Annotated in this window: 23 protein-coding genes; 11 read left to right on the top strand and 12 right to left on the bottom strand. The window is 64.6% G+C overall.

Annotated features, from left to right (window positions below):
- The first annotated feature begins 13 nt into the window (after positions 1–13).
- Entirely contained in the window at positions 14–448 is a 435-nt protein-coding gene (locus IC761_RS10250; RefSeq protein ID WP_195803124.1) for a hypothetical protein, read from the top strand.
- 44 nt (positions 449–492) lie between these two features.
- Here IC761_RS10250 and ppk2 read toward each other — a convergent pair whose 3' ends face one another.
- Positions 493–1,293 (bottom strand): polyphosphate kinase 2, encoded by an 801-nt coding sequence (ppk2, locus tag IC761_RS10255; RefSeq protein WP_195803125.1) that lies wholly within the window; start codon positions 1,291–1,293, stop codon positions 493–495.
- Positions 1,294–1,295: 2 nt separating this feature from the next.
- On the bottom strand, positions 1,296–1,751 hold the full coding sequence (locus IC761_RS10260; protein ID WP_195803126.1) for a hypothetical protein: 456 nt from the start codon (positions 1,749–1,751) through the stop codon (positions 1,296–1,298).
- 156 nt (positions 1,752–1,907) lie between these two features.
- Between IC761_RS10260 and IC761_RS10265 the strand changes: the two genes are divergently transcribed.
- Entirely contained in the window at positions 1,908–2,321 is a 414-nt protein-coding gene (locus IC761_RS10265) for a hypothetical protein (RefSeq protein WP_195804614.1), read from the top strand.
- Positions 2,314–3,546 carry an HlyD family secretion protein gene (locus IC761_RS10270; RefSeq protein ID WP_195803127.1) on the top strand — a complete coding sequence of 411 codons (1,233 nt, stop codon included), beginning with the start codon at positions 2,314–2,316 and terminating at the stop codon, positions 3,544–3,546. Before IC761_RS10265 ends, IC761_RS10270 begins: the two co-directional genes overlap by 8 nt.
- Before the next feature lie 117 nt (positions 3,547–3,663).
- On the opposite strand, the gene IC761_RS36145 is transcribed toward IC761_RS10270, so the two are convergent.
- Positions 3,664–3,945, bottom strand: coding sequence for a winged helix domain-containing protein (locus tag IC761_RS36145; protein ID WP_368367108.1), 282 nt, complete (start codon positions 3,943–3,945; stop codon positions 3,664–3,666).
- On the opposite strand from IC761_RS36145, the gene IC761_RS10275 reads away from it, so the two are divergent.
- The 5 genes from IC761_RS10275 to bamA all read left to right on the top strand — a co-directional run bounded on the left by IC761_RS10275 (position 3,829) and on the right by bamA (position 12,256).
- Positions 3,829–5,520, top strand: coding sequence for a sensor histidine kinase (locus tag IC761_RS10275; protein ID WP_368367109.1), 1,692 nt, complete (start codon positions 3,829–3,831; stop codon positions 5,518–5,520). The two genes, IC761_RS36145 and IC761_RS10275, sit on opposite strands and share 117 nt — an antisense overlap.
- A 130-nt stretch (positions 5,521–5,650) precedes the next feature.
- Positions 5,651–7,342 carry a DUF3300 domain-containing protein gene (locus tag IC761_RS10280; RefSeq protein ID WP_195803129.1) on the top strand — a complete coding sequence of 564 codons (1,692 nt, stop codon included), beginning with the start codon at positions 5,651–5,653 and terminating at the stop codon, positions 7,340–7,342.
- Complete coding sequence (locus tag IC761_RS10285) at positions 7,339–8,259, top strand: DUF2950 domain-containing protein (protein ID WP_195803130.1); 921 nt, start codon at positions 7,339–7,341, stop codon at positions 8,257–8,259. The genes IC761_RS10280 and IC761_RS10285 overlap by 4 nt, the downstream gene beginning before the upstream one ends.
- A gap of 19 nt (positions 8,260–8,278) precedes the next feature.
- The gene (locus tag IC761_RS10290) at positions 8,279–8,707 is read left to right on the top strand and encodes a hypothetical protein (RefSeq protein ID WP_438265102.1); all 429 of its coding nucleotides are present in this window, start codon (positions 8,279–8,281) and stop codon (positions 8,705–8,707) included.
- Between the two features lie 1,041 nt (positions 8,708–9,748).
- Entirely contained in the window at positions 9,749–12,256 is a 2,508-nt protein-coding gene (bamA, locus tag IC761_RS10295; RefSeq protein WP_195803132.1) for an outer membrane protein assembly factor BamA, read from the top strand.
- Between the two features lie 78 nt (positions 12,257–12,334).
- On the opposite strand, the gene IC761_RS10300 is transcribed toward bamA, so the two are convergent.
- The 6 genes from IC761_RS10300 to IC761_RS10325 all read right to left on the bottom strand — a co-directional run bounded on the left by IC761_RS10300 (position 12,335) and on the right by IC761_RS10325 (position 18,249).
- The gene (locus IC761_RS10300) at positions 12,335–13,567 is read right to left on the bottom strand and encodes a Zn-dependent hydrolase (RefSeq protein ID WP_195803133.1); all 1,233 of its coding nucleotides are present in this window, start codon (positions 13,565–13,567) and stop codon (positions 12,335–12,337) included.
- A complete protein-coding gene (locus IC761_RS10305) occupies positions 13,560–14,345 on the bottom strand; it encodes an ABC transporter ATP-binding protein (RefSeq protein WP_195803134.1) in 786 nt (261 codons plus the stop codon). The genes IC761_RS10300 and IC761_RS10305 overlap by 8 nt, the downstream gene beginning before the upstream one ends.
- On the bottom strand, positions 14,342–15,115 hold the full coding sequence (locus IC761_RS10310) for an ABC transporter permease (RefSeq protein ID WP_195803135.1): 774 nt from the start codon (positions 15,113–15,115) through the stop codon (positions 14,342–14,344). The genes IC761_RS10305 and IC761_RS10310 overlap by 4 nt, the downstream gene beginning before the upstream one ends.
- A gap of 2 nt (positions 15,116–15,117) precedes the next feature.
- Positions 15,118–16,062 carry an ABC transporter substrate-binding protein gene (locus tag IC761_RS10315; protein WP_195803136.1) on the bottom strand — a complete coding sequence of 315 codons (945 nt, stop codon included), beginning with the start codon at positions 16,060–16,062 and terminating at the stop codon, positions 15,118–15,120.
- Between the two features lie 106 nt (positions 16,063–16,168).
- The gene (gene hutC, locus IC761_RS10320) at positions 16,169–16,897 is read right to left on the bottom strand and encodes a histidine utilization transcriptional repressor HutC (RefSeq protein ID WP_195803137.1); all 729 of its coding nucleotides are present in this window, start codon (positions 16,895–16,897) and stop codon (positions 16,169–16,171) included.
- On the bottom strand, positions 16,894–18,249 hold the full coding sequence (locus IC761_RS10325) for a formimidoylglutamate deiminase (RefSeq protein WP_195803138.1): 1,356 nt from the start codon (positions 18,247–18,249) through the stop codon (positions 16,894–16,896). The genes hutC and IC761_RS10325 overlap by 4 nt, the downstream gene beginning before the upstream one ends.
- Positions 18,250–18,334: 85 nt before the next feature.
- On the opposite strand from IC761_RS10325, the gene hutI reads away from it, so the two are divergent.
- From hutI to hutU, 3 genes are read left to right on the top strand one after another with little or no spacing between them, the layout of a single operon-like run.
- A complete protein-coding gene (gene hutI, locus IC761_RS10330) occupies positions 18,335–19,549 on the top strand; it encodes an imidazolonepropionase (RefSeq protein ID WP_195803139.1) in 1,215 nt (404 codons plus the stop codon).
- A complete protein-coding gene (gene hutH, locus IC761_RS10335; protein WP_195803140.1) occupies positions 19,546–21,105 on the top strand; it encodes a histidine ammonia-lyase in 1,560 nt (519 codons plus the stop codon). Before hutI ends, hutH begins: the two co-directional genes overlap by 4 nt.
- Positions 21,106–21,115: 10 nt before the next feature.
- Positions 21,116–22,780: a urocanate hydratase gene (hutU, locus tag IC761_RS10340; RefSeq protein WP_195803141.1), complete on the top strand. Its 1,665-nt coding sequence runs from the start codon at positions 21,116–21,118 to the stop codon at positions 22,778–22,780.
- Between the two features lie 8 nt (positions 22,781–22,788).
- On the opposite strand, the gene IC761_RS10345 is transcribed toward hutU, so the two are convergent.
- From IC761_RS10345 to IC761_RS10355, 3 genes are all read right to left on the bottom strand, one after another.
- Positions 22,789–24,807 (bottom strand): putative bifunctional diguanylate cyclase/phosphodiesterase, encoded by a 2,019-nt coding sequence (locus IC761_RS10345; protein ID WP_195803142.1) that lies wholly within the window; start codon positions 24,805–24,807, stop codon positions 22,789–22,791.
- A gap of 298 nt (positions 24,808–25,105) precedes the next feature.
- Positions 25,106–25,381, bottom strand: coding sequence for a TonB-dependent receptor plug domain-containing protein (locus tag IC761_RS10350; RefSeq protein ID WP_195803143.1), 276 nt, complete (start codon positions 25,379–25,381; stop codon positions 25,106–25,108).
- A 71-nt stretch (positions 25,382–25,452) separates the two neighbouring features.
- Positions 25,453–26,487 (bottom strand): hypothetical protein, encoded by a 1,035-nt coding sequence (locus IC761_RS10355; protein ID WP_195803144.1) that lies wholly within the window; start codon positions 26,485–26,487, stop codon positions 25,453–25,455.
- Positions 26,488–26,637: the final 150 nt, after the last annotated feature.

The following is a 26,637-nucleotide window of genomic DNA, read 5'->3' on the forward strand; positions in this document are numbered from 1 at the left end:
GGAAAAGAGAGTCATGAGACAGACTGCCCTCTACGCTGCCCTGATCACCTCGCTCGTAACTGTCGCCGGCTTCAGCACGCCGTCGCGTGCAGAAACCGGCCAGGTTGCCATCGTCTTCACCAAGGGCGGGTTTATCGTCGGCGTCGGAGGCGGGGAGGGTGTTCTGCTGTACCGGGGCCACAAATATCCCTTCACCGTCTCAGGCATGAGCGTCGGTTTCACAATCGGGGCTTCGACGACGAAGTTCGTCGGCCACGCCCTCAATCTGAGAGGGCCGCAGTCGATCGAGGGCTCCTACGCCGCGGGCGGCGCCGGCGGCGCGGTCGCCGCTGGTGCCGGTGCCGTGCAGTTGCAGAACGGCAATGGCGTGATCCTTCAGCTCAGCGGCCCGAAGGTCGGCGCGGAAGTCTCGGCCGCGGTCGGCGGCGTCACGATCCGGCTGAAATAAGGACAGGGCGATAGGGCCGCGCTCCCGGCGCGGCCTGATTTGCCTCAGTACCGCTGCTCGACGAACTTCATCCGGCGCAGGCTCGCCTGATCGTTATAGCGGCCCTTGTGGGACCGCTTCGGCAGCCTGACCTTGGCCCGCGCGATCTTCTTGTAGGGGATGGTCTTGAGAATGTGCGAGATGACGTTGAGCCGCGCCCGACGCTTGTCGTCGGAGCGGATCAGCCGCCATGGCGCATGCCTGGTGTCGGTCGCCTCGAACATCATGTCGCGTGCGCGCGAATAGTCGTACCAGCGGCCGAAGGATTCGGTATCCATCGGGCTCAGCTTCCACTGCCGCAGCGGATCCTCGATACGCGCCTGGAAGCGCAGCTGCTGCTCTTCCATCCCGACCTCGAGCCACAGCTTGATCAGGATGATGCCGGCGTCCACGGCGAATTTCTCGACCAGTGGACACAGCTCCAGGAAGCGCTTGTGCTCGGCCGGCGAGCAGAAGCCCATGACGTATTCGACACCGGCGCGATTGTACCAGCTGCGGTCGAAGATCACGATTTCGCCGCCGGCTGGAAACTGCTCGATATAGCGTTGCAGGAACAGCTGGGTTTTTTGCCGGTCGGACGGTGCGGGTAGCGCGCAGACACGGAAGACGCGCGGGCTCACCTTCTCGGTCAGGGCCTTGATGGTGCCGCCCTTGCCGGCGGCGTCACGGCCCTCGAAGATGACGATCACCTTCAGCTTCTCGGCCTTCACCCATTCCTGGAGATGACACAGCTCGACCTGGAGCTTTTCCAGCTCCTGCTCATAGTCCTTCCGCTTCATTTTCTCCGCAGGCTTGTCCTTCGCCATGATCAATCATCGCCCCACGAAATGATGACGCCGATGTCGCCGGGCACGCCGCCGGGAAAGTCGATGATCTGATAGGCGATGCGATAGCCGCGCGGCTTCAGATGGTCGGCCCAGAGCTGGAAGATCTCCTTGGGAATGCCGGTCAGCGTATTTTCCCAACCCTTCTCCATCTGGTTGATGGCGCGCCCCTTGTCGGTGCAGAGCGAGTTGGGGAAACGATAGACCTGCACCTCGGTGAGCCCGTTTCGCACTGCACGCTGGATGATGGTCGAGGCGAGCCTGACCTTCTCCTCCTCGGTCTTGCCGGAGGGCTTGCTCAGCCGCTCGATCAGCGCGCGTTTCTCGGCCTCGGCGGCTGCGGCGAGGCGGACATATTCCTCGGCCTTCTCGGCCTCCTTGAGAGCGGCCTCTTTGCGGATCTGCGTGGCGCTGGGGATCAGGTCATCGATGCCGGGCATGGCTTGCGGCTCCTATGGCTGCATTTCGACGTCTGAGGTAGGCTAGGTCCGGCAAGGGGTATTCCCTTGATTCAAATCAACCATGTCCGCGACCTGTTGCGCACGCTGCGGCACATTCCTGACCGGGAGAGAGATTTGAGCGAACAGCTTCATCCTATGGCGCCGCACCATCTGCCGTTCTATCTGGCGCCGGGGAGCGGGACCGACACGCTGATGGTCGTGATGGGGATCTTCCTTATCGGCACCGTGCTCTGGGTCGGCACGCTCTATTGGAGGCTACACAGCCTGCCTGAGCGGATGGCGCACAAATCGCAGAAGCTGCAGTTCGAGTTCGTCGCCGTGCTCGGCCTGATCTCGCTCTTCACGCACATGCACATCTTCTGGATCGCGGGCCTCTTGCTGGCCTTGATCGACATCCCCGATTTCGGCGGCCCGCTGCGCAGCATCGCCGATTCCGTCGAGAAGATCGCCGACGCGACGCCGGGTGAGGTGGGCGAGGACGGGCAACCGAAGCCGCCGCCGTCACAACCGACTGAACCGGCGAAGGAAAGGGAGCACAATCATGTTTGAGCTCATGATCTGCTCCCTGCTGACGATTGTGCCGGATTATCTCTATCGCCGTTATGCCCAGGGAAAGCGTTTTGGCAAGGAGATCACCTTCTTCTCGGTCTGGTACGAGCTGCGCTGGGGCATCACCGGCTGCCTGATGCTGACGGTGTCGCTGATCACCATGATCTTCTATTTTCATCCGTCGACGTCGAGCGCCACGCTCTATTTCCGCACCATCCCGATCCTGCCCGAGGGCTCGGGCCGCGTGGCCGAGGTCAAGGTCGGCTTCAGCGAGGCGGTGAAGAAGGGTGACGTGCTGTTCACGCTCGACGCATCGAGCCAGAAGGCCGCGCTCGAAACTGCAAGGCGCAAGGTCGCGGAGGTCGATGCCGGCATGGAGACGGCCCAGGCCGACCTGGTCAAGGCCGATGCGCAGATTGGCGAAGCCAAGGCCAGCTATCAGCAGGCCAAGGACGAACTCGACACCAAGATCGAGCTCCAGCGCCGCAACGCCAACGTCGTCGCGCAGCGTGAGATCGACAAGCTCCAGGTGCTGGTCGATCAGCGCCAGGCCGGCATCGACGCCGCGACGGCCGCGAGGCGGGCGGCGGAGTTGCAGATCTCGGCGTCGCTTCCGGCGCAGAAGGCAAGCGCGGTGGCTGCGCGAGACGAGGCCCAGGTCGCGTTCGACAAGACCTTCATTCGCGCCGGTGTGGACGGACGCGTGGAGCAATTCCTCGTCCGCCCCGGTGACCTCGTCGCCCAGATCATGCGCCCCGCCGGCATCCTGATTCCGGCGGAGGCCGGCCGAACGGTGCTTCAGGCCGGCTTCAGCCAGATCGAGGCGCAGGTGATGAAGACCGGCATGGTGGCGGAGGCGACCTGCATCTCGAAGCCGTGGGTGATCATTCCGATGGTCATCACGACGGTGCAGGACTATATCGCGGCTGGGCAATTCCGGGCTGGTGAGCAGTTGATCGACGCGCAGACGGCCGTCCGGCCCGGCACGATCCTGGTGTTCCTGGAGCCGCTCTACAAAGGCGGCCTCGAGGGCGTGACGCCCGGCTCGAGCTGCATCGTCAATGCCTATACCAGCAACCACGAGGAAATCTCCGCGAAGGAGACCTCGACCGGTCGGAAGATCGCGCTGCACGTCGTCGACGGCGTCGGCCTGGTTCATGCGCTGCTGCTGCGTATCCAGGCCTTGCTGCTGCCGATCCAGACTCTGGTGTTCACCGGGCACTGATACCAGGCCTGTCGAAGCGGCGCAGTTCCCGCTAGAATTGTGGCCAGCAACGGCCGGAGAAAGCCGTCGGGGAGGCGGATGAGCGGGCGGAGATCCATGGCGCCGATCATGCCGCGGTCAGTCGCGGCCGCGTGGCTCAGTCTCGGCCTGTGGCTCGCCGCCTGCATCCTGTCCAGCGCGGCCGGAGCCGTCGAGCGCAGCGCGCGCGGAGAGCTCAGGCGCGTGCTGGTGCTGCATTCCTTCGGCCGCGAATTCCGCCCCTGGAGCGAATATGCGCGTAGCATCAAGGCGGGGCTGGAGCAGCAATCGCGCTGGCCCCTGGACATCCAGGAGCACACCCTGCTCACCGCGCGCTTCAACAGTCCGGGCCCGGAAGCGCCCTTCGTCGACTATCTGCACTCGCTCTACGAGGGCGCCCCGCCTGACATCGTGCTGAGCATCGGCGCGCCGGCGGCGCGGTTCGTGCAGCGATACCGGCAAAAGCTCTTTCCCGAGATACCGATGGTGCTGACCGTGGTCGAGCAGCGGCTCGTGAATAGTCTCGACCTCACCGACAACGACGTCGTCGTGTCGGTCCACAACGATTTCATGGCCGTGTTCGACAACATTCTCCGCGTTCTGCCGGGCACGAAGAGTGTTGCCATGGTGGTTGGCGCATCGCCGCTCGAGAAGTTCTGGATCGACGAGGTGAAGCAGGAGCTGAGGCCGCTAGGAAAACGCGTCGGCCTGATCTGGTATTCGGACCTTGCGTTCGATGAAATCCTCAGGCGCGCCGCAAAACTTCCGCCAGACACGGTGTTGTTCTGGGGCCTGATGTCGGTCGATGCCGCCGGAATCGTCTACGAAGGCGACATCGCCTTGCGCAGCCTGCACGCGGTCGCCAACGCCCCGATCTTCTCCTACCAGGAGCCCTTCTTCGGCAACAGCACCGTCGGCGGCCCGATGCAGATGATCGGCGAGACGAGCCGAAGAACCGTCGATGCCGTCAACCGCATTCTCGGGGGCGAGAAACCGGCCAGCATCAAATACGAGACGATCGAATTCGGAACGCCGCGATACGATTGGCACGAGCTGCAACGCTGGTCCATTAGCGAGAGCAATCTGCCGCCCGGCAGCGAGATCATGTTCCGCGATCAGGGCTTGTGGGAGACCTACCGCTGGCAGCTGCTGCTGATCGCCGCCGTGATCCTGGTGCAGACCGGGCTGATCAGCGGGTTGCTGCATGAGCGCCGGCGCCGCCAGGTCGCCGAGGTCGAATCGCGCCAGCGTCTCGCCGAGCTCGCGCACGCCAATCGCTATTCGGCCGTCGGCGAGCTGACGACGTCGATCGCGCACGAACTCAACCAGCCGCTCGGCTCCATCCTGACCAACACGGAGACGGCAGAGCTCATGCTCAAGGGCGCCTCGCCCGACATCGACGAGGTCCGGCAGATCCTCGCCGATATCAGGCGCGACGACCAGCGGGCGAGTGAGGTGATCCGCAGGCTGCGCAGTGTCTTGAAGAAGACGCCGTTCGAGATCAAGAACCTCGAGCTCAACGACACGGTGCGGGAGGCGATCGGCCTGGTGGCGGCCGTTGCCGACGGACGCCGCATCGCGCTGACCTATGTCCCGGCTTCCGCCGACCTGCATGTCAAGGGCGATTCCGTGCAGCTCCAGCAGGTCGTGCTCAACCTGATCATCAATGCCATGGATGCGGTCGCCGACGCCGACATGAGGAAGCGGGACGTCAGCGTGGCGACCGCGCGGGCCGGCAACCAGGCCGAGATCAAGATCGCCGACACCGGTCCCGGGATCGCGTCCGGCGATCTCGCGAACGTCTTCAACCCGTTCTTCACCACCAAGCCACAGGGCATGGGCATGGGGCTTGCGATTGCGAAGACGATCGTCGAGGCCCATCACGGAACGATTGGCGTCGAGAACCAGCCGTGGGGCGGAGCGCTGTTTTCGGTCCGGCTCCCGATCATCCGTTGACACCGGGATCTGGCCGCCCTGCCGCTCTCGCGCCGCAACACGGTTGCGAAGCAGCCTTTCCTTGATCTCGATCAACGAACGCCGACGCTCCGGCACGATCCTCGCGGATAGCATGTTTGGGGAGATTGTGATGTTTCGCTGCGGCAAGACCCTGATGGCGCTTGCGCTAATGATGGCGGTCCCGGCCGCCGCAATGGCGCAGGCCACCACGCCGGCGGCTCCGAGCCCGCAGGCGCAGCCGGCGAGCCCGCCGGCGCCGTCCGCCGAGCTGTTGAAGCCCGAGCAGCTCGAGGCGCTGGTCGCACCGATCGCGCTCTATCCCGACGAGCTCCTCGCCAATGTGCTCGCCGCTTCGACCTATCCGCTCGAAGTGGTGCAGGCCGATCGCTGGCTGAAGGACCACAAGACCCTGAAGGGCGATGCGCTGAAGGCCGAGGTCGACAAGCAGGGCTGGGACGACAGCGTCAAGGCGCTCGCGAGCACCGCCGACGTGCTGTCGACGATGAGCGACAAGCTCGACTGGACCGAGAAGCTCGGCGATGCCTTTCTCGCCCAGCAGCCCGACGTGATGGATGCGATCCAGCGGCTGCGCAACAAGGCCTATGACAACAAGAAGCTCGTGACCACCAAGCAGCAGAAGGTCAGCGTGCAGTCGCAGGAAGGCAAGCAGGTCGTGGTGATCCAGCAAGCCGATCCGCAGACGATGTACGTGCCCTATTACGATCCGTCGACGGTGTATGGCTCCTGGCCCTATGCGGAGTACCCGCCCTATTATTGGGGTTATCCGTCCTATATCGGCGCCGGCGCGGTCGCCGCCGGCCTCGCTTTCGGTACGGCCTGGGCGATCGGGCGCTGGGGCAATTACTGGGGTGGTGGCTGCAACTGGGGCAACCGCAACGTCTACGTCAATCACCGCACGACGAACATCAATGGCGGCTGGCAGCACAATCCGGCGCATCGCCAGGGCGTGCGCTACAACAACGCCAACGTTCAGCAGCGCTTCGGCAATAACAATGCGCGGGCGGGCGCATCGGATCGGATGGATTTCCGCGGCCGGGACGGAAACCAGGTGCTGCGTCCCAATCAGGGCGGCCCAGGCGACCGTGCAGGAGATCGCGCGGGTGACCGTGGCGGACCGGGAGATCGCGGCGGCGCCGGAGATCGCGCGGGCAATCGCGGAGATCGCGCGGGAGCAGGCGATCGCGCCGGGGTGAGCGATCGTGCCAAGGGCGGCGGCGATCGTGCCAAGGGTGGCGATCGTGCCAAGGGTGGCGGCGATCGTGCAAAGGCTGCGAACCGCGGTGGTGCCGGCGCAGGCAACCGTGGCGGAGGCAATCGCCCTGCGACCGCCAATCGCGGTGGTGGCAATCGCGGTGGCGCCATGAACGTCTCGTCCGGCCGGGCGGCGTCGGCTGCGTCGGCGCGCGGACGGTCCAGCATGGCCAGCATGCCACGCGGTGGTGGCGGTCCCAGCATGGCCGGACGCGGCGGCGGTGGCGGCGGGTTCCAAGGCGGCGGCGGGGGAGGCGGCCGTGGCGGCGGTGGTGGCGGCCGGCGTTCCGACATCGCGCTGAAGCAGGACATCGTCCTGCTTGGCCATCTCGCCAACGGTCTCGGCTACTACCGCTTCAGCTATATCGGCAGCAACAGGGCCTATGTCGGCGTCATGGCGCAGGAGGTCGAGAATGTGATGCCGGAAGCCGTGACCCGTGGCAGCGACGGATATCTGCGGGTCTATTACGACAAGCTCGGGCTGACATTCCGCACCTACCGCGACTGGCTCGCCGGCGGCGCGAAGATTCCTGCGGAGGCCTTGCCATGATTGATCTGAAAACGCTTCGGCGCGCGGTTCTGCCGGCCATCATGGCCGTGGCGATGCTTGGCTCGGCGGCGCAATCGCAGGAATCCTACAAGACGCCGGAAGACGCAGCCGCAGCACTCGCTGCCGCGGCCAAGAGCGGTCCGAAAGACATCCTGAAGGTGCTCGGCGGGGCCGCCGACGACATCGTCTCGTCCGGAGATGAGGTTGCGGATGCCGACATCCGCGCGCGCTTCATCTCGATGTATGAGGTCAAGCACGGCATCAAGGCGGAGGGCAACAGGAAGGCCACGCTGCTGCTCGGGCCCGACGACTTCCCGTTCCCGATTCCGCTGGTCAATACCAAGACCGGATGGGAGTTCGACACCGACGAGGGACGCATCGAGGTGCTTCGTCGTCGCATCGGCCGCAACGAGCTCGATGCGATCCAGACCGCGCTCGCCTATGTCGACGCCCAGAACGAATATGCCGACAAGGATCGCGGCGAGGGTGTCGGCGTCTATGCGCAGCGCTTCCTCTCCACCGCCGGCAAGAAGGACGGCCTGTTCTGGCGCGACGACAGCGATCCAAGTCCGCTCGGCGCGCTGGTCGCGGAAGCCTCGTCCGAAGGCTACAAGCCTGGCGCAGGCGACGGGCCCGTGCCCTATCACGGCTATTATTTCCGGATCCTGAAGGGCCAGGGATCCGACGCGCCCGGCGGCGCACTCAACTACGTCGTCAAAGGCAAGATGATCGGCGGCTTCGGATTGATTGCCTGGCCCGCCGAGTACGGCAACTCCGGCGTAATGACCTTCGTGGTCAACCATGCCGGCACCGTCTACCAGAAGGATCTCGGCACGCGGACCGATTTCATCGCGCCGCGTACGACGCTGTTCGATCCCGACCAGACCTGGAAGAAGGCCGATGCCGAGAAGCCCTGAGCGGCGCGTGACATTGCGTATGTGGCGTCTGATTGCAATGGTCTTGTTCGTGCTGGGGCTTGTCGCGCCGGCGACGCCGTGCTTCGCGCAGGCCGCGGGCCATGTCCGCGTCAAGATCGTCAAGGCCGGCCTGCTGGTCGGCGGCGGCGCCGGCAGCGGCACGCTGACCTATCGCGGCAAGACCTATCCGTTCACAATCAGCGGCCTGAGCTTCGGCATCACGGCCGGTGCCACCATTGGCCGGTTCGACGGCTGGGCCTCGGGCATCGGCGAGGTCAGAGACTTCGCCGGCACCTACAGCTCCGTCGGCGGCGGCTTTGCGCTCGTCGGTGGCGTCAATGGCGTCCACTTGCGCAACGAGAAGGGCGTCACCATCGTGCTCCAGGGCCCGAAGGCGGGGCTGGAACTTGCGGCGAATATCAGCGCGATCACGATTGCGCTAAGGTAAGAGCTGCCTGTCGCCCGGGTCCCTTCCCATTCGACGAACTCCGCCCTGTTTTGCTCGCCTGTCAACATCCCTACGCAAAAATATTCAGCTTTACCGAAATTCGGAAATATCGTATGTATCGCCCATCCCGGCTCATCCTTGAGGGGCGATCTCGTGTCGTCTTGATTGCGAGCCGGGCTTGCGGTGGACGCGGGCAGCGTCGGGTGCGAGAGGTGCGGGCAGGGCGGGTAGTCCCTGTGAGCCCGAAACCGCGTGCCGACGAACGGCGCTGCAAGGCTCGTCTCGCCTGTAAGTTTCTGGCTCCGTCGACAGGGCCGGGAAAACTGCGGCGAAAACGGCGGGCCGTGCGTACGGCAAAACCGTGTGGTCCTGGCCGTCGTTGCTACGGTCAAGCCTTTCGCGGAGATGTGCGCGAGCCCAACCGGGCAGACGGCATCGTCAATTCGCGGGGTGAGGGAGGCCAGCAGGAAGTCGGCTCCCGGGAGAGCACGGCATAAGCCGTCCGACCATCGCGCAGGGAAGGCCGAGTGATTGGCACCACCTGTATGCTGCTGTGCGGTCTCTTTGCGCTACCTTTCGCGCAGCAGACCGCGGGTGCGAGGTCAGCACCCGGTCTTCCCTGCGCCCTCTTGGCTAAGAGGGTGGAGAGACGAAGCAAAGCTCGGGCGAAACCGGTCGCGAGGATGCGTAGGCGCGTCTGCGAGTCGAAATGAGAATCGAAGATCGATGCTGCCGCTCCTTGCTCCGTCATTGCGAGGAGCCCTTGCGACGAAGCAATCCAGAATCTCACCGCAGGCAGTCTGGATTGCTTCGCTGCGCTCGCAATGACGATGAGGAGAGGGCGAGCGCCCCTCCGCCGTTCATCCTTCGAGGCTCCGCTCGCGATGCGTTCGCATCGCATGCTTCGCACCTCAGGATGACGGAGCCATGCGCCCGCGAAAAATCAAACTCAACGACCAGAAACAGACCAGCAACAACAAAGCCACACCGTGGCCACAGCTTTCCCGTCTCAAGGCAGGTCAGGTGCTCTTGAGGTGTGGAATGTCGGTTTTGCGGGCCTGGCTTGTCGCGGTGGTGGTGAGTGGCGTGTCGATTGCAGCTTCACTGCCGCTGCTGCCGCAGCCGGCAGCGGCGCAAGCAGCTGAGACGATCGTGGTCGAAGGCAACCGCCGCGTCGAGGCCGAGACGGTTCGCTCCTATTTCAAGCCCATGGCCGGCGGGCAGTTCGATCAGGCAGCCGTCGACGACGGCCTCAAGGCGCTGATCGAGACCGGCCTGTTCCAGGACGTGAAGGTCAGCCGGGTCGGTGGCCACATCGTGGTGTCGGTGGTGGAGAACGCCGTGATCGGCCGCGTTGCCTTCGAAGGCAACAAGAAGATCAAGGACGAGCAGCTCTCGGCCGAGGTCCAGTCCAAGCCGCGCGGGACCTTCTCGCGCGCCATGGTGCAATCCGACACGCTGCGGATCGCCGAAATCTACCGCCGCTCGGGCCGCTACGACGTCCGCGTCACGCCGGAGATCATCGAGCAGCCGAACAACCGCGTCGACCTCGTCTTTACGGTCGAGGAGGGCGTCAAGACCGGCGTCAAATCGGTCGAGTTCATCGGCAACAACGCCTACTCGGCCTCGCGCCTGCGCGACGTGATCAAGACGCATGAATCGAATCTGCTGAGTTTCCTCAGCAGCGCTGACATCTACGATCCCGACCGGGTCGAGGCCGACCGCGACCTGATCCGCCGCTTCTATCTCAAGAACGGCTATGCCGACGCCCAGGTCGTCGCGGCGCTCACCGAATACGACCCGGACAAGAAGGGTTTCCTCGTCACCTTCAAGATCGAGGAAGGCCAGCAATATCGCGTTGGAACGGTCGATCTCCATTCGACCATCGCCAATTTCGATGCCGCCTCGCTGCGCTCCTTCTCGCGCGTCAATGTCGGCTCGCTCTACAACGTCGAAGCGGTCGAGAAGTCGGTCGAGGACATGCAGATCGAGGCGTCGCGCCGCGGCTACGCTTTCGCCGTCGTCCGGCCGAGCGGCGACCGCAATTTCGAGGCGCATACCGTGTCGGTCGTGTTCAACATCGACGAAGGGGCGCGCACTTATATCGAGCGCATCAATCTGCGGGGCAACACCCGCACGCGCGATTACGTGATCCGACGCGAGTTCGACATCTCCGAGGGCGACGCCTATAACCGCGCGCTGGTCGACCGCGCGGAGCGGCGGCTGAAGAATCTCGACTACTTCAAGAGCGTCAAGATCACGACGGAGCCCGGCTCCTCCAGCGACCGCGTCGTTCTGATCGTCGACATGGAGGAGAAGTCGACCGGCGATTTCTCGATCTCGGGCGGCTACTCCACGACCGACGGTGCGCTCGCCGAAGTCTCGGTCTCCGAGCGCAACCTGCTCGGCAGGGGGCTCTACGCCAAGGCGTCGGTGACCTACGGCCAGTATGCGCGCGGCGTCTCGCTGTCCTTTGTCGAGCCTTATCTGCTCGATTACCGCATCGCGCTCGGAATCGACACCTATTGGCGCCAGCAGCTGTCGAACAGCTACACCAGCTACGGCGTCACCACGCTGGGCTTCTCACCGCGCCTCGGCTTCCAGCTGCGCGAAGATACGTCGCTTCAGCTGCGCTACTCGCTCTATCAGCAGAGCATCACGCTCGCCAGCGCCTACAACAACTGTAACAACAACGCGGCCAACACGTCGCTCGCGTTCAATCCGACGCCGGCCTATATCGCGAACGTGCTCGGCGGTGTGGATCCGACCAATTCGACGAGCTCGGGTGTGTACGGCTACGGCTGCTATGGCGATGGCGAGTCGAGCTTGCCGGTGCGCAAGGAGCTCGCCAACGGTCCGACCTTGACGTCGGCGGTCGGTTACACGCTGAACTACAACACGCTCGACAACAACAAGAACCCGACCGACGGCCTGATGATCGACTTCAAGCAGGATTTCGCCGGGGTCGGCGGCGACGTGACCTATCTGAAGACCGCGGCCGACGCCAAATACTATACGCCGCTGGTGTCCGAGATCGTCAGCGTGATCCACTTCCAGGGCGGCGTCCTCACCAAGATCGGCGACAACGATCTGCGCATGCTGGATCACTTCCAGATGGGCCCGAACCTCGTGCGCGGCTTCGCTTCGAACGGCATCGGTCCGCGTGACATCACCTACGCAAGCTATGGCGCAGTTGGTGACGCGCTCGGCGGCACCAAATATTGGGGCGCGTCGATGGAATTGCAGATGCCGTTCTGGTTCCTGCCCAAGGAAGTCGGCTTGAAGGGCGCAGTCTATGCCGACGCCGGCTCGCTCTGGGGCTACCAGGGGCCGACATCCTGGGCTGCGACCGGTGAGGTCAATACCAAGGCCTGCCCCACCTGCGGATTGCAATATGACGACAGCAGCGTGGTTCGCTCGTCGGTCGGCGTCGGCCTGATCTGGGCCTCACCGTTCGGGCCGCTGCGCTTCGACTATGCCGTGCCGCTCACGAAGGGCAAATACGACGTGGTTCAGGAGTTCAGGTTCGGCGGCGGCACGTCGTTCTAGAGCATGATCCGGAAAAGTGTGCAGCGGTTTTCCGAAAAGATCATGCTCAAAAAAATGGGCTAAAGCGCGATAAGCGCTTTAGCTTTCCAGAATGCGCCGGCAGGCGTCGACAAAGACCTCCGCGCCGGTGACGATGTCGGCGTCCGCCGTGTTCTCGGTCCAGTGGTGGCTGATGCCGCCGATCGAGGGCACAAACAGCATGCCGGCGGGCATCACGGTCGCGAGCATCTGCGCATCGTGACCGGCCCCGCTCGGCATGCGCAGCGATCGCCCGCCGGCAAATATCTTGCTGGCGGCGTCGATCGCATCCTGAAAGCCGGCGTTCATCATCGCGGGCGCGCCGGTGCGCAGCTTCGTGACGATGACGGCGCAGGGGCCGTTCGTGCTGGCCTCATCCGCCATGGTCCGCAGCAGCTCCTCCAGCCGCGCGATGACGGTCGGGTTGTCATCTCGAATCTGGAACAACATCTCGGCGCCACCCGGAATGATGCTCGGTGCGCCCGGATCGAGCGTGATGCGGCCGGTGGTCCAGACCGTGCGTGGACCGCACGCGGCGGGGAAACGCTCGTCGATCGCCACACAGAATTTGGCCAGCGCAAGCCCGGCATCCTTGCGCGCCGCCATGCGGGTCGTGCCGGCGTGATTCTGCTCGCCGACAAAATTGATCTGGTACTGCCAGATCCCGACGATGGAGGTCACGACGCCGATCGCGAGTTGGCCGCTCTCGAGCGTGTCGCCCTGCTCGATATGCGCCTCGAGATAGCCGACGTGCCGTCCCGGCTCGACCGCGATACGTGCCTGTCCGGCAAGCCCCATGTCGGCCAGTGCATCGCGCATAGTACGGCCATTGGTGCGGTCGCGCGCGGCGTCGATATCGGCCTCGGTCACCTGCCCGATATAGGAGCGCGAGCCGAGGAAGCTGCCGAAATGACCTTCCTCGTCGCACCAGGCGGCAACTTCGACCGCACCTGTCACGGAAGGATCGCGGTTGAGCACCCGCGCGGTTTCGAGCGCGTAGACGACGCCAAGCGGACCGTCGAGCCAGCCCGCGTAATTCTGGCTCTCCAGATGCGATCCGGCGAGAAGCTTCGGCCCTGCCTTGGCGCTGGTGCCGAAGACATTGCCGATACCGTCAATTACCGCGCCGAGGCCGGCGTCGGGCAGCTTCTGCATGAGCCACTCCAGCGACTGCTTGTGCGGCTCCGAAAAGGTCGGCTTGTGCACGCCGGTCTTGTAGGCGCCGATGGCGCGCAGCGCATTGAGATCGGCGAGAACGCGGGCGCCGTCGGCGGAGGGACGAATGTCAGGCATGTTCGGCAACCTTCAGCGCCTCGGTGCGGATTTCCTCGACCAGCCGCTCCTTGAGCTGGACGAATTCCGGCGTGGTCTTGATCTTGTAGGAGCGCGGATGCGGCAGGTCCACATTGATCTCGGCCTTGATGCGGCCGGGCCGCGCGCTCATGACGATGACGCGGCTGCCGAGGAAGATCGCCTCCTCGATGTCGTGGGTGACGAACAGCACGGTCTTCTGGTCGCGCTCCCAGATCCCGAGCAGCATCTCCTGCATCAGCGCGCGGGTCTGGTTGTCGAGCGCGCCGAAGGGTTCGTCGAGCAAGAGAATCTTCGGATCATTGGCAAGCGCGCGCGCAATCGCCGTGCGCTGCTGCATGCCGCCGGAGAGCTGCTTGGGCCAGTGGCTCTCGAAGCCGGAGAGCCCGACCTGGCGGATGAAGGCGTCGGCGACCTTGTTGCGCTCCGCCTCGGACACGCCGCGCTCGCGCAGGCCGAAGGCGATGTTCTCGCGCACGGTGAGCCAGGGAAACAGCGTGTAGGACTGGAACACCACGCCGCGATCGGCGCCGGGGCCCGTCACCTCGCGCCCGTCAAGGGTGACGTGACCGCCGGTCGGACGGTCGAGGCCGGCCACGATGCGCAGCAGCGTGGATTTGCCGCAGCCGGAGGGCCCAAGGATCGTGACGAAATCATTGTTGCCGATGGTGAGATCGGTCGGATCCAGAGCCCTGGTCGGGGCGTTGCCGTGGCGGGCGGGGAAGGTTCGCGAAACCTGCTCGATCTTCAGGGTCGTCATGCCAGCTTCCACGGGAACAGCCAGGCGTTGAACGCCTTGAACAGGAAGTCGGAGACGAGGCCGATCAGGCCGATGATTATGATGCCGAAGATGATTTGGCCGGTGTTGAGCAGAGCCTGGCTGTCGGTGATCATGTGGCCGATACCGGAGGATGATCCGATCAACTCAGCGACGATGACGTAGGTCCAGGCCCAGCCCAGCACCAGCCGCAGAATCTCCGCGATCTCTGGCGCGGAGGAGGGCAGCAGCACGCGACGGATGATGCCGCGGTCGCCGGCGCCCAGCGTATAGGCCGCCTCCACCAGATCGCGCCGCGTCGCGCCGACGGTTACGGCAACCATCAGGATGACCTGGAACACCGAGCCGATGAAAATGACGAGCAGCTTCTGCAATTCGCCGATGCCGGCCCACAGGATCAGGAGCGGAATGAAGGCGGAAGCGGGCAAGTAGCGCGCAAAGGACACGAACGGTTCGAGAAAGGCCTCGACGGGCTTGTAGGCGCCCATCAATACGCCGAGCGGCACCGCGACGAGCGCAGCCAGAACAAAGCCGCCGATCACACGCCAGATCGTCATGCCGATGTCGAACACGAAGCCTTGCTTGGTCAGCAGATCAAAACCCTCCTGCACCATGGTCAGCGGATTGGCGAGGAAGGTCTTCGACACATGGCCGCCGAACGTCGCCCACGACCAGAGGGCAACGAACACCACGAAGAACGCGAGGCCATAGGCCGCGCGCTGCTTCGATGTTACGGGATCGAGGGGACGCATGCCTACTTGATGAAGCCGGCGTCGAAGAGATCCTCGACCTTCGGTGCGGCCTTGATGATGCCGATCTCAAGCAGGAGCTCGGCGGCATCCTTGTTGAAGGCGAGGAAATCACCCGAGAAGAACTTCCGGTTCGCAGCCTTGTCCTGCCAGCGCAGGTATTTGGCCGAGTTGCCGAACGCCTCGCCGGTCTGCTTCACGTCCGCGCCCATGATCTCATAGGCCTTGGCTTGGTCCTTGGCGATCATGTCGAGCGACTCGAAATAGCTGTCGGCGAGCGCCTGCGCGGCCTTCGGGTTCTCGCTCAGGAATTTCGGCGTGCAGCCAAAGGTATCCATCACGATCGGATAGTCCAGCGTGGTCGCGATGATCTTGCCCTTGTCGGGCGCGGCGCGCACGGTCGACAGATACGGCTCATAGGTCATCGCGGCGTCGTTCTGGCCTGTGACGAAAGCCTGCGCAGCCGCGGCCGGCTCCAGGTTCACGACGGTGACGTCCTTCATGGTGAGGCCGTTCTTCTTCAGCATCCAGGCGAGCGCAAAGTAAGGCGAGGTGCCCGGCGCTGACGCGGCGACTGTCTTGCCCTTGAGATCCTTGATCGCGGCGATGTCGTTGCGTACCGCCATGCCGTCGGCGCCAAAGCTCTTGTCGAGCTGGAAGATCTGCTTGGTCGCGACGCCATTGGCGTTCCAGGAAATCCAGGTCTCGACCGTGGTCGCGGCGCACTGGATGTCGCCGGAGGCGATCGCAAGGTGGCGGTCCTTCTGCGGGATCTTCTTGATCGTGACGTCGAGGCCGTTCTTCTTGAAGATGCCGGCCTCCTTCGCCAGCGTCAGCGGCGCGAAGCCGGTCCAGCCGGAGATGCCGATTCCGACCTTGACGTCGTCGGCGAGCACCGGAGTGGAGACCGTAAGCGCAATGATTGTCGCAAATACTTTCGAGCTACGCATGATTGTCGTCCTCTTGCCGATCGATGGATTGACGTCCTGTTGATCTCTGTCGGCCCGTATAGGCCGTTGCCTGAAGCGTTGCACGATTTGTGCCGACATGGTCCTCTCAGCCTCCCTTGAATCGGGCGACAAGGCGGTGAGAGTCACCGGGATAAAGCAGCCGTACCGCGGTGATCGTGCGCGCGCTGCGCCAAGTATAGCGATCGATCACAAGGCAGGGTGCGCCGATGGCGATATCGAGCGCCTCCGCCGTGTGATGATCCGCAACAATGGCGCTGATCGTATGCTCGGCCTCTGTCCATGGGACATGATGAAGCAGCCACGAGCCCGGCGGCTCGCGCGAAAAATCCGCGGTCGCGGCGTCCGGCACAGACGAGAGGTCAATCAGCCTGTCTTCGACCGCGAAGGGCACGTTGTCGGCGCTGTGCCGGCAGGCGATTGCGATCACCTTGCCGGCTTTCTTCACGCCGAGCCGGTCGCGATCAGCGGCTGTCGCTACGCGTAGCTTGCGATGGATCAGCTCGTAGCCATAGCTGCGGCCGAGCGCGGTGATCTCGGCGCGGATATCGGCGATCTTGAGCACGGCGGACTGATGTTGCGGCCGGCGCACGAAGGAGCCGGCGCGCCGCCGCCGTTCGATCAAATCGGCCTGGGCGAGCTCCGACAGCGCCTTGTTCACCGTCATGCGCGAGCAGCCGTAGCGCGCAACAAGCTCGTGCTCAAAGGGGATGCGATGGCCGGGCGGCCACTCGCCGGTCAGGATACGCTTCTCGATGTCGGAGCGGATGCGCTTATAGAGCGTCGGCTTGTTACTTTCGTCAGTGGCAAGGCTCATGCGACGAGCCTCCGCACCGATGCGTTGAAGCGTTCGCGCGCGGTTTGACGCAGCCTGTGCCGTCCGCCTTCGACCAGCTTGTGGCCGCCAGCCCAGACGCAATCGATCGCGTTGCTGCCGGTCGCGAAAATCCAACCGTCGATAATGGCGTCGTGCGAACGTCCCGCCAGCGACGGATGCGCGGCGTCGAGCGTGACGATGTCGGCGCGCACACCGGGCGCGAAGCCGACAGTCGGTTGCGCCAGTGCCTGCGCGCCGCCAGCGAGTGCATGGGCAAACAGCGTGCGCCCGGTCGAGGCGCCCGCGCCTCCAGAGAGCACGTTGCGCTCACGAAGCTTGAGCCGCTGGCCGTATTCGAGTTGGCGCAATTCGTCGGCGACACCGACCAAGACGTTGGAATCGGTGCCGACGCCGAACCGGCCGCCAGCATCGAGGAATTCACGGGCCGGAAAAATTCCGTCGCCGAGGCTCGCTTCTGTGATGGGGCAAAGGCCTGCGACTGCGCCGGTCTTGGCGAATGCGGCGACTTCGTCATCCGTCGTGTGGGTCGCGTGAATGAGGCACCAGCGTTGATCGACCGGCGCGTGCTCCAGCAGCCACTGTACCGGTCGCCGTCCCGACCAGGCCAGGCAATCATCGACTTCCCTGACCTGCTCGGCGGCATGAATGTGCACGGGCCCGCCATCGGCGAGCGGAATGATTGCCGCAAGCTCGTCCGGCGCGACGGCGCGCAAGCTGTGCGGCGCGATGCCGATATTGGCGCCCGGCAATTTGCTGATTGCCTTGCGAGAGGCCGCCATCAACGCGGCGAACTGATCGACTGAACAGATGAAGCGGCGCTGGCCGGCATGCGGCGCGGCGCCGAAGGAGCCATGCGCATAAAAACTCGGCAGCAGGGTCAGGCCAATGCCGGATGCTTCCGCAGCCTGGACGATGCGCGCAGCCATCTCGGCGATATCAGCGTAGTGCAAGCCGTCGCGATCATGGTGCAGATAGTGGAATTCGCCGACGCGGGTAAAACCCTGCTCCAGCATCTCGACATAAAGCAGCGTTGCGACGGCCGCGACGTCGTCCGGCGTCATCGCGAGCGCGAAGCGATACATCGTCTCGCGCCAGGTCCAGAAGGTGTCGGTTGAGTCCCCGCGTAGTTCCGCCAGCCCGGCCATGCCGCGCTGGAAGGCGTGGCTGTGCAGGCTCGCAAGCCCAGGCAGCGCGATCTGGTGGCGCTCATCGCCGGCGGTGGGCGCCACGCCCGGCGTCACCGCCGCGATCGTGCCGGCGGTGACCACCACCTGCACGTCATTGGCCCAGCCCGAAGGCAGGAGCGCGGAAGCAAAATGCAATCGGGTCATGATTACACGCCGGCTGGACAGAACCGCGCAACGATTATATGTCTAGACATATAAGTCAAGCATCCCGCGACGAGGGGACACCTTCATGGCAGAGCGCTTCGACCGGATCTGGCACAATGCCCGGCTCGCCACGATGCGGGCCGATCGTCCCGATCTCGGTGAGATCGAGCACGGTGTGATCGCCGCGCGCGATGGCCGCATCGTCTGCGCCGGCGCGCTGGCGGATTTCCCGGCGGATGCGGACGCGATCCAGCGGATCGATTGCGAGGGCCGCTGGATCACGCCGGGCCTGATCGATTGCCACACCCATCTCGTCTACGGCGGCAACCGCGCGCACGAATTCGAGCTGCGCCTGAAAGGCGCGAGTTACGAAGAAATCGCGCGCGCCGGCGGCGGCATCGTCTCGACGGTCGCCGCGACACGCAAGGCGAGCGAGGCCGATCTCGTCGCGAGCGCGCTGCCGCGACTTGACGCGCTGATCGGCGAGGGCGCAACGACGGTCGAGATCAAGTCCGGATATGGCCTCGATACGGCGACCGAGATGCGGCAGCTCGCGGCCGCGCGCAGCCTCGGGCGCCAGCGGAAGGTCACGGTCCGCACGTCGTTCCTCGGCGCGCATGCGTTGCCGCCCGAGGCCGATGGCGACAAGGATCGCTACATCGATCTCGTCTGCAACGAAATGCTGCCCGCAGTGGCAAAGGCGGGCCTCGCCGACGCCGTCGATGCCTTCATGGAGGGTATCGCGTTCTCGGCCGAGCAGACGGCGCGGGTGTTCGAGGCGGCGAGGGCGCTCGGATTGCCGGTCAAGCTTCATGCCGATCAGCTCTCGAATCTCGGCGGCGCCGCGCTCGCCGCAAAATTCTCTGCGCTCTCCGCCGATCATTTGGAGCACTCCGATGAAGCCGGGGCCGCCGCGATGGCAAAGGCCGGAACGGTCGCAGTGCTGCTGCCCGGTGCGTTCTACTTCATCCGCGAGACGCAAAGGCCACCGGTCGGAGCGTTCCGCAAGCACGGCGTTCCCATGGCGCTCGCGACCGACTGTAATCCCGGCAGCTCGCCGCTGACCTCACTGCTGCTGGCGATGAACATGGGCGCGACGCTGTTTCGAATGAATGTCGCCGAATGCCTCGCTGGCGTCACCCGCGAAGGCGCGCGTGCGCTTGGGGTGCTCGCGGAGACCGGCACGCTCGAGGCCGGCAAATGGTGCGACCTCGCAATCTGGGAGATCGAGCGTCCTGCCGAGCTCGTCTACCGCATCGGATTCAATCCGCTGTACCGCCGGGTGTGGAGGGGACAGTGACGGAGCAGGGCGCCGCGATCATCGTCAAGCCGGGAACGGTCAGCTTCGACGATCTCGCGCGCGTGCTGGAGGGCGCGCCGGTCCAGCTTGATCCCGCATTCTGGTCGCGCGTCGAAGCCGCCGCGGAAATCGTCGCCAAAGCCGCGCGGGCCGCTGCCCCTGTCTACGGCATCAACACCGGCTTCGGAAAGCTGGCTTCGAAGCGGATTCCGCCGGACCAGACCGCGCTGCTTCAGCGCAATCTCATCGTCTCGCATTGCTGTGGCGTCGGCCCGGCGACGCCGGAGCCGATCGTGCGGTTGATGATGGCGCTGAAGATCGTTTCGCTTGGCCGCGGCGCCTCCGGCGTTCGCCGGCAGGTGATCGAGCAGCTACAGGCCATGCTTGCGCGTGGCGTCTTTCCGCTGGTGCCGCAGCAGGGTTCGGTCGGTGCGTCCGGCGATCTCGCGCCGCTTGCCCATATGACCGCGGTCATGATTGGAGAGGGGCAAGCGATCGTCGACGGCAGCACCGCATCCGGCGCCGAGGCGCTCGCCGCCGCCGGCCTTGCGCCACTGACGCTAGGCCCTAAGGAGGGACTTGCGCTGATCAACGGCACCCAGTTCTCGACGGCCTACGCCGTCGCTGGCGTGCTGCGCGCGCATCGTCTGGCTCGCGCCGCGCTCGTGACGGGCGCGCTGTCGGTCGATGCGGCGATGGCGTCAACGGCGCCGTTCCGCCCGGAGATCCAGTCGCTGCGTGGCCATGCCGGGCAGATCGGTGCGGCCGCAACGCTAATGGCGCTGCTCGACGGCAGCGACATCCGCCTGTCGCATCTCGAAGGCGACGAACGCGTGCAGGATCCCTATTGCCTGCGCTGTCAGCCACAGGTCGCGGGCGCCGCGCTTGATGTGATCACGGGGGCTGCGCGCACGTTGATCGTCGAGGCCAACGCCGTCACCGATAATCCGCTGGTGTTGGTCGAGACCGGCGAGATTGTCTCCGGTGGCAATTTCCACGCCGAGCCGGTCGCCTTCGCCGCCGACGCCATTGCACTGGCGCTGTCGGAGATCGGTGCGATCAGCGAGCGGCGGATTGCGACGCTGGTCGATCCCGCGCTCAATTTCGGCCTGCCGCCGTTCCTCACCCCCGATCCTGGCATCAATTCCGGCTTCATGATCGCCGAAGTCACGGCTGCCGCGCTCTACGCCGAGAACAAGCAGCGCGCTTCTGCTTGTTCGATCGACTCGACGCCGACCAGCGCCAACCAGGAAGATCACGTCTCGATGGCCGCGCATGCCGCGCGGCGCCTGTCCGACATGGCCGACAATCTCGCCGCCATTTTGGGCATCGAGCTTCTGGTCGCCGCACAAGGCATCACGCTCCGCGCGCCGCATCTGACCAGCGCGTCGCTCGTCGCCGTCATCGCCGCGTTGCGCGAACATGTGCCCGCGCTCGGCGCGGACCGCTACATGGCCGACGATCTCGCCAAGGCTGCTGCGCTGATCGAAGCCGACGCACTGCCGGTCGCGGCGCTTTCCGCGCTTCCATCCGATCCGTTTCCAAGACTCGACTGAAGAGGTCTTCATGAACCGCCGACTGGACAACGACCGCACCATCCGCGCCGCTCGCGGCAGCGAGATCAGCGCCAAGAGCTGGCTGACGGAAGCGCCGCTGCGGATGCTGATGAACAACCTCGATCCTGATGTCGCCGAGCGCCCGAGCGAGCTCGTCGTTTATGGCGGCATCGGCCGCGCCGCGCGCGACTGGGAGAGCTTTGACCGGATTACGGCCGCCTTGCGCAAACTTGAGAACGATCAGACCTTGCTGGTGCAGTCCGGCAAGCCGGTCGGCGTGTTCCGCACCCATGCCGATGCGCCGCGTGTGCTGATCGCGAACTCCAACATCGTACCGCACTGGGCGACGCTCGATCATTTCAACGAGCTCGATCGCCAGGGCCTGATGATGTACGGTCAGATGACGGCTGGCTCATGGATTTACATCGGCAGCCAGGGCATCGTGCAGGGCACCTACGAGACCTTCGTCGAGGTCGGTCGCCGCCATTATGGCGGCAGCCTCGCCGGCAAATGGATTCTCACCGCCGGCCTCGGCGGCATGGGCGGAGCCCAGCCGCTGGCGGCGACCATGGCCGGCGCATCGATGCTCGCGGTCGAATGCCAGCCGAGCCGCATCGAGATGCGGCTGCGCACCGGCTATCTCGATCGTCAGGCTGCAACGCTCGACGAAGCGTTGTCGATCATGGATGAGGCCGCGAAGACAAAGAAGGCGGTCTCCGTTGGCCTGCTCGGGAATGCCGCTGAAATCTTTCCCGAGTTGGTGCGCCGCGGCGTGAAGCCCGACATCGTCACCGACCAGACCAGCGCGCATGACCCGATCAACGGGTACTTGCCGAAGGGCTGGACTCTCGCCGATTGGGAAGCGAAGCGCGCATCCGATCCGAAAGGGGTTGAGCGCGCGTCGAAGATTTCGATGGTCGAGCACGTCCAGGCCATGCTGGATTTCCATGCGCTAGGAATCCCAACGCTCGACTATGGCAACAACATCCGCCAGATGGCGCAGGACATGGGCCTGAAGAACGCCTTCGATTTCCCGGGCTTCGTTCCCGCCTATATCCGCCCCTTGTTCTGCCGCGGCGTCGGGCCGTTCCGCTGGGCCGCGCTGTCAGGCGATCCCGAGGACATTTTCAAGACCGATGCCAAGGTCAAGGAGCTGATGCCCAATGACAAGCACCTGCACAATTGGCTCGACATGGCCAGGGAACGCATCAAGTTCCAGGGCCTGCCGGCGCGGATCTGCTGGGTCGGGCTCGGCGATCGTGATCGTCTGGGTCTCGCCTTCAACGAGATGGTCGCGCGAGGCGAGTTGAAAGCACCCATCGTGATCGGCCGCGATCATCTCGACAGCGGATCGGTCGCAAGCCCGAACCGCGAGACTGAGGCAATGAAGGACGGATCGGATGCGGTGTCCGACTGGCCCCTGCTTAACGCGCTGCTCAATTGCGCAAGCGGCGCGACCTGGGTGTCCCTGCACCATGGCGGCGGCGTCGGCATCGGCTATTCCCAGCACGCCGGCATGGTGATTGTCGCGGACGGCACGCCGGAAGCCGCCAAGCGGATCGAGCGCGTGCTTTGGAACGATCCCGCCAGCGGCGTCATGCGCCATGCGGATGCAGGCTACAAGACCGCGATCGACTGCGCCCGCGCCAATGGGCTCGATCTGCCGAGCTTGTAGCCCGGTATTCAGGCCACGACTTTTGCGTCGCGCGTCCCGGCAGCGTGGAGACGCTGCTGCTCCTTCGTGAGATACTTGTCGATCGCATCGCCCGACATCGGCTTTGCGAAATAATAGCCCTGGATGAAGTCGCAGCCGAGGCGGCGCAGGCTGTCGAGCTGGGCGCGGGTCTCGACGCCTTCGACGACACAAGCGATTTCCATGTCGTCGCACAGGCCTGTCAGAGACTTGATGATCTTGTGGCTGACCGGATTGTCGTTGATGTCGGCGACGAAGCTGCGGTCGACCTTGATCTTGTCGAGCGGCAGGCGGTGGACGTGGCTCAGCGACGAATAGCCGGTGCCGAAATCGTCGAGCGAGATGCCGCAGCCCATGGTCTTCAGCGCAGCAATCGATTGCTGCGCGCGCACGAAGTCGAAGGTGACGGCGGTCTCGGTGATCTCGAAGTCGAGCCGGCGCGGCGGCACGCCGCTCTTCTCGATGATGGCGATCAGCGGCAGGATGCCTTCGGGCGAGCAGACGTCGTGGGCCGAGAGGTTGAACGAGAGGCGGATATCGTCGGGCCAGGTCTTTGCGGTCGCGAGCGCACGCACCAGCAGCGCCTGTGTCAGCGGACGGATCAGGCCGATGCGCTCGGCGGCCGGGATGAAATCGGCCGGCGAGACCCAGCCTAGGCGCGGGCTCTGCCAGCGCGCCAGCGCCTCGAAGCTGGCGGTGCGCTCGCTCATGGCGTCGACGATCGGCTGGAACACCAGTTCCAGCTCGGTTTCGAAATCGGCGGTGCGCAGCGAATTCTCGATGACGCCACGGCTGCGAATCTCGGCCTCGAGCTCGATCGAGAAGATCACGGTGCGGCCGCGCAGATGGCGCTTGGCGTGATAGAGCGAATAGTCGGCGCATTCATAGAGCGCTTCCGCCGTCGTCGCTGATTGCGGGAACAGCGCAAAACCGATCGAGCAGGACAGGCCGGTATGCGCGGTGTCGAGCTGATAGGGCAGCTTGACCTGGTCCCCGATGCGCTGGCCGAGCCGCATCAGATCGTCGTCGCCGGGGTCATCCCAGACCACGAGGCCGAACTCGTCGCCGCCGAGGCGGGCGAACTCGACGCGGTGCGCGCCGAAGCCCTCGCAGACCTCGCGGATGCGGCGGCCGGCCTCGATCAGAACGCGGTCGCCGACCGAGTGGCCGTAATTGTCGTTGATCGGCTTGAAGCCGTCGAGATCGATGATTCCGACCGCAACGCGAACGCTGCTTCGCTCGGCGTCGGCGAAGGCGCTTGAGAGCTCGGCGAAGAAGCGGCGGCGGTTTGGCAGTTCGGTGAGGGAATCGAGATTGGCGAGACGGAAGTTCTCATCCGAGAGCGCCTGCGTCGCCGCCTGCTGCGCGAGCAGCGATTTGCGGCTGGCGACGAGATCGGCGAAATCGCGATAATAGATCACCAGTACCGTCACCATCGCGCCGGACACCAGGAGGTCGTTGACGGCGATCGCTCGCAGCGTCGGCTCGCCGGTCGCCCAGAAGAACAGCACATACGGTATGTCGACAACCAGCGTGACGATCAGCGCCGACGAGCGCAGGTGCATCAGCGAGAAGATGCAGCCGATCACTGTGACTGCCATGTAGAAGGCGATCTGGCTCTTGGCAAAAGGGTCGCCGTAAGGGTAGAGCGCGAAAGACCAGGCAGTGAAGCCGGCGCCGATCGGCAGCGTCATCCAGTTGGTGGCGCGCAGGTTGCGCAGGATGTCGGCGTCGCTGCGCACGAGATGACGCTGGCGCAGCCACCAGAAGGTTCGGAGCGCCGCTAGCACGGTCAGCACGCTCGGCACGATCATCGTAAGCCAATCCGGCGCCACGTTCACATAGGTGTAGGCGACCGCGATCGTATTGCTGATCAGGATGAAATAGAGCAGCGGGATTTGCTTGGAGAAGGCGTCGAACTGCGCGCGCGTCAGGTCCGGATTGTCGGCCGGCACACGAAACAGCCGCACGGCGGCGGCGAGGTGCGCTTTCAAATCGACGGCAGGCATTGCAATACGCGCCCCAAATCCCTTCAAACGAAGGCGATCTTGCACAGCGGGAGTAAAGAGCGCGTTAGACGAGTTCCACGTGGAAAAGCCTGCGCAGGTTGCGCGCTACCGCAGGATTTTCCGGCCGCGTGCATTGGTGAGGCGGTGTTAAGCATGTGCGGCAGAAGGGACGGGTGCGGAGCCCGTGACGGCTACGCTCTGCTAACCATGCGCATGGCGCAGCGCAGAGCCGCATCCCATTGGCGCAGGCCGACTTGCTGGATCGACCTCTTTCGCCGCCGCGCCGGACGCCAGCGAGCTAGCGCCCGATCGTCACGCCGGCGGTCGAGCGCATCGCGTCTCTCAGGCTCGTCGCGTTCATGTCGTCGAGGACTTGCCGCGTCAGCACGGTGGTCTGTCCGGGTGTGTTGAGGATCGTCTCGCCGCGCGAGGAAGAAAGCCGGTCGGTCTTATAGGGCGCGGCTGGATCGGTAGCCGGTATGGACGCAGGTGCATCGCGCGGCTGCTTGGAAGCGGCAAGCGCGCCTTGCGAGACGCAGAGCGCGGCGATCACGATCATTCGTAGCGATGTCATGGCCAAGCGAACTCCCAGGTCAAGGGCGTCAGCCTAACACATGGTAGCGACCATCGTGGCGGGGAAATGCGTCAGGCGAGCGCGGCCTGGCGCTCCCGCATGGGCTCGCGGACCCGGTCGTGGCTCCGCGGTTCGGCAAGCCGGGTGAAGCTGCGCTGGCTTGCATGCGCAGGCGCTTCGACAATGACGCCTTCGCAGACGATCTGGCCGCCGAGCATCCTGAATTCGAGCTTGTCGTAGCGCGGCAACGTCTCGCCCGGCGCCGGCGGCAGCAGCTCGACGCGCCCCTGGATATTCAGCGTGGCATCGCCGGCACCGTGCAGCCGCGGGTTCCACATCCTGATCCCGGTCTCCGCCCAGCGCTGGCGGATCAGCGTAGCGCGGTCGACAGGGTCGGCTGCTCTTGCGCGAGCCTTCCGCGTGCTGCGGATTTCCGGGGCAGGAGGCGGGGGAACCGTGGCAGGCTCGACGGTCGCGGCGGCAGAATCCTCGGCAAGGGCGATGGCGACGGGCAAAGGATCGTTTGCGACGACCGGTTCGATCTCAGCGACGACACGGGAGGATTGATCCGTGTCGATACTGACCTCGGAGTCATCAGCCGCGGACACTTCGGCGGCGGCGGCGACGCAGGAGTCGTCAACGATCGCCGGCCCGATGTTTGGGAGAACGCCGGGCGAAGCATCTTCATCGATCGCGACATCAGCGAGTTCAGCTGGAGCGGCCTCGATGTCGATCGACGAGACCGGGATCTCCTCCATGACGAGGGGCTCAACATCCGTCGGGAATTCGGCAGAAAGATCGCGGCTGGCAACATGCTCAGGACCTTCAGCCGGCTCGTTCCCGACATCAGACGAGACCGAAGCCTCTTCCACGACCGGGTCAAGATCCAAGCGCTCTGTTCGAGATGAAGCGTCGCTGAATTGGATGTCGGACGGCGCGGCCGATGGACTCTCTGCGATGACAGAGATCGTCGAGTCATCCTCCGCGACCGGCATGACCACAGACTGTCCATCCGCAGCGATCTGCGTCGCGTCGATGCTGCCGCTATCCGGCAGAGGCCGACGCCGGGTGAACGCCCATTTCACCGCAGGGATGCGGCGCAGCAACGATATCAGTCTCGAAAGCACTGGGAGTTGTCCAAGAGGTACTCAGCTTGAGGCAATCGCTGATTCGCCAGCAATGCAAAAAACTGCCCCGGCCGTCACATCGATGTCAATGTAGGTGGGACCAATTGCAGAACATCCGCACAGCCGTCG

This window comes from Bradyrhizobium commune, from assembly GCF_015624505.1.
Taxonomy (GTDB): Bacteria; Pseudomonadota; Alphaproteobacteria; order Rhizobiales; family Xanthobacteraceae; genus Bradyrhizobium; species Bradyrhizobium commune.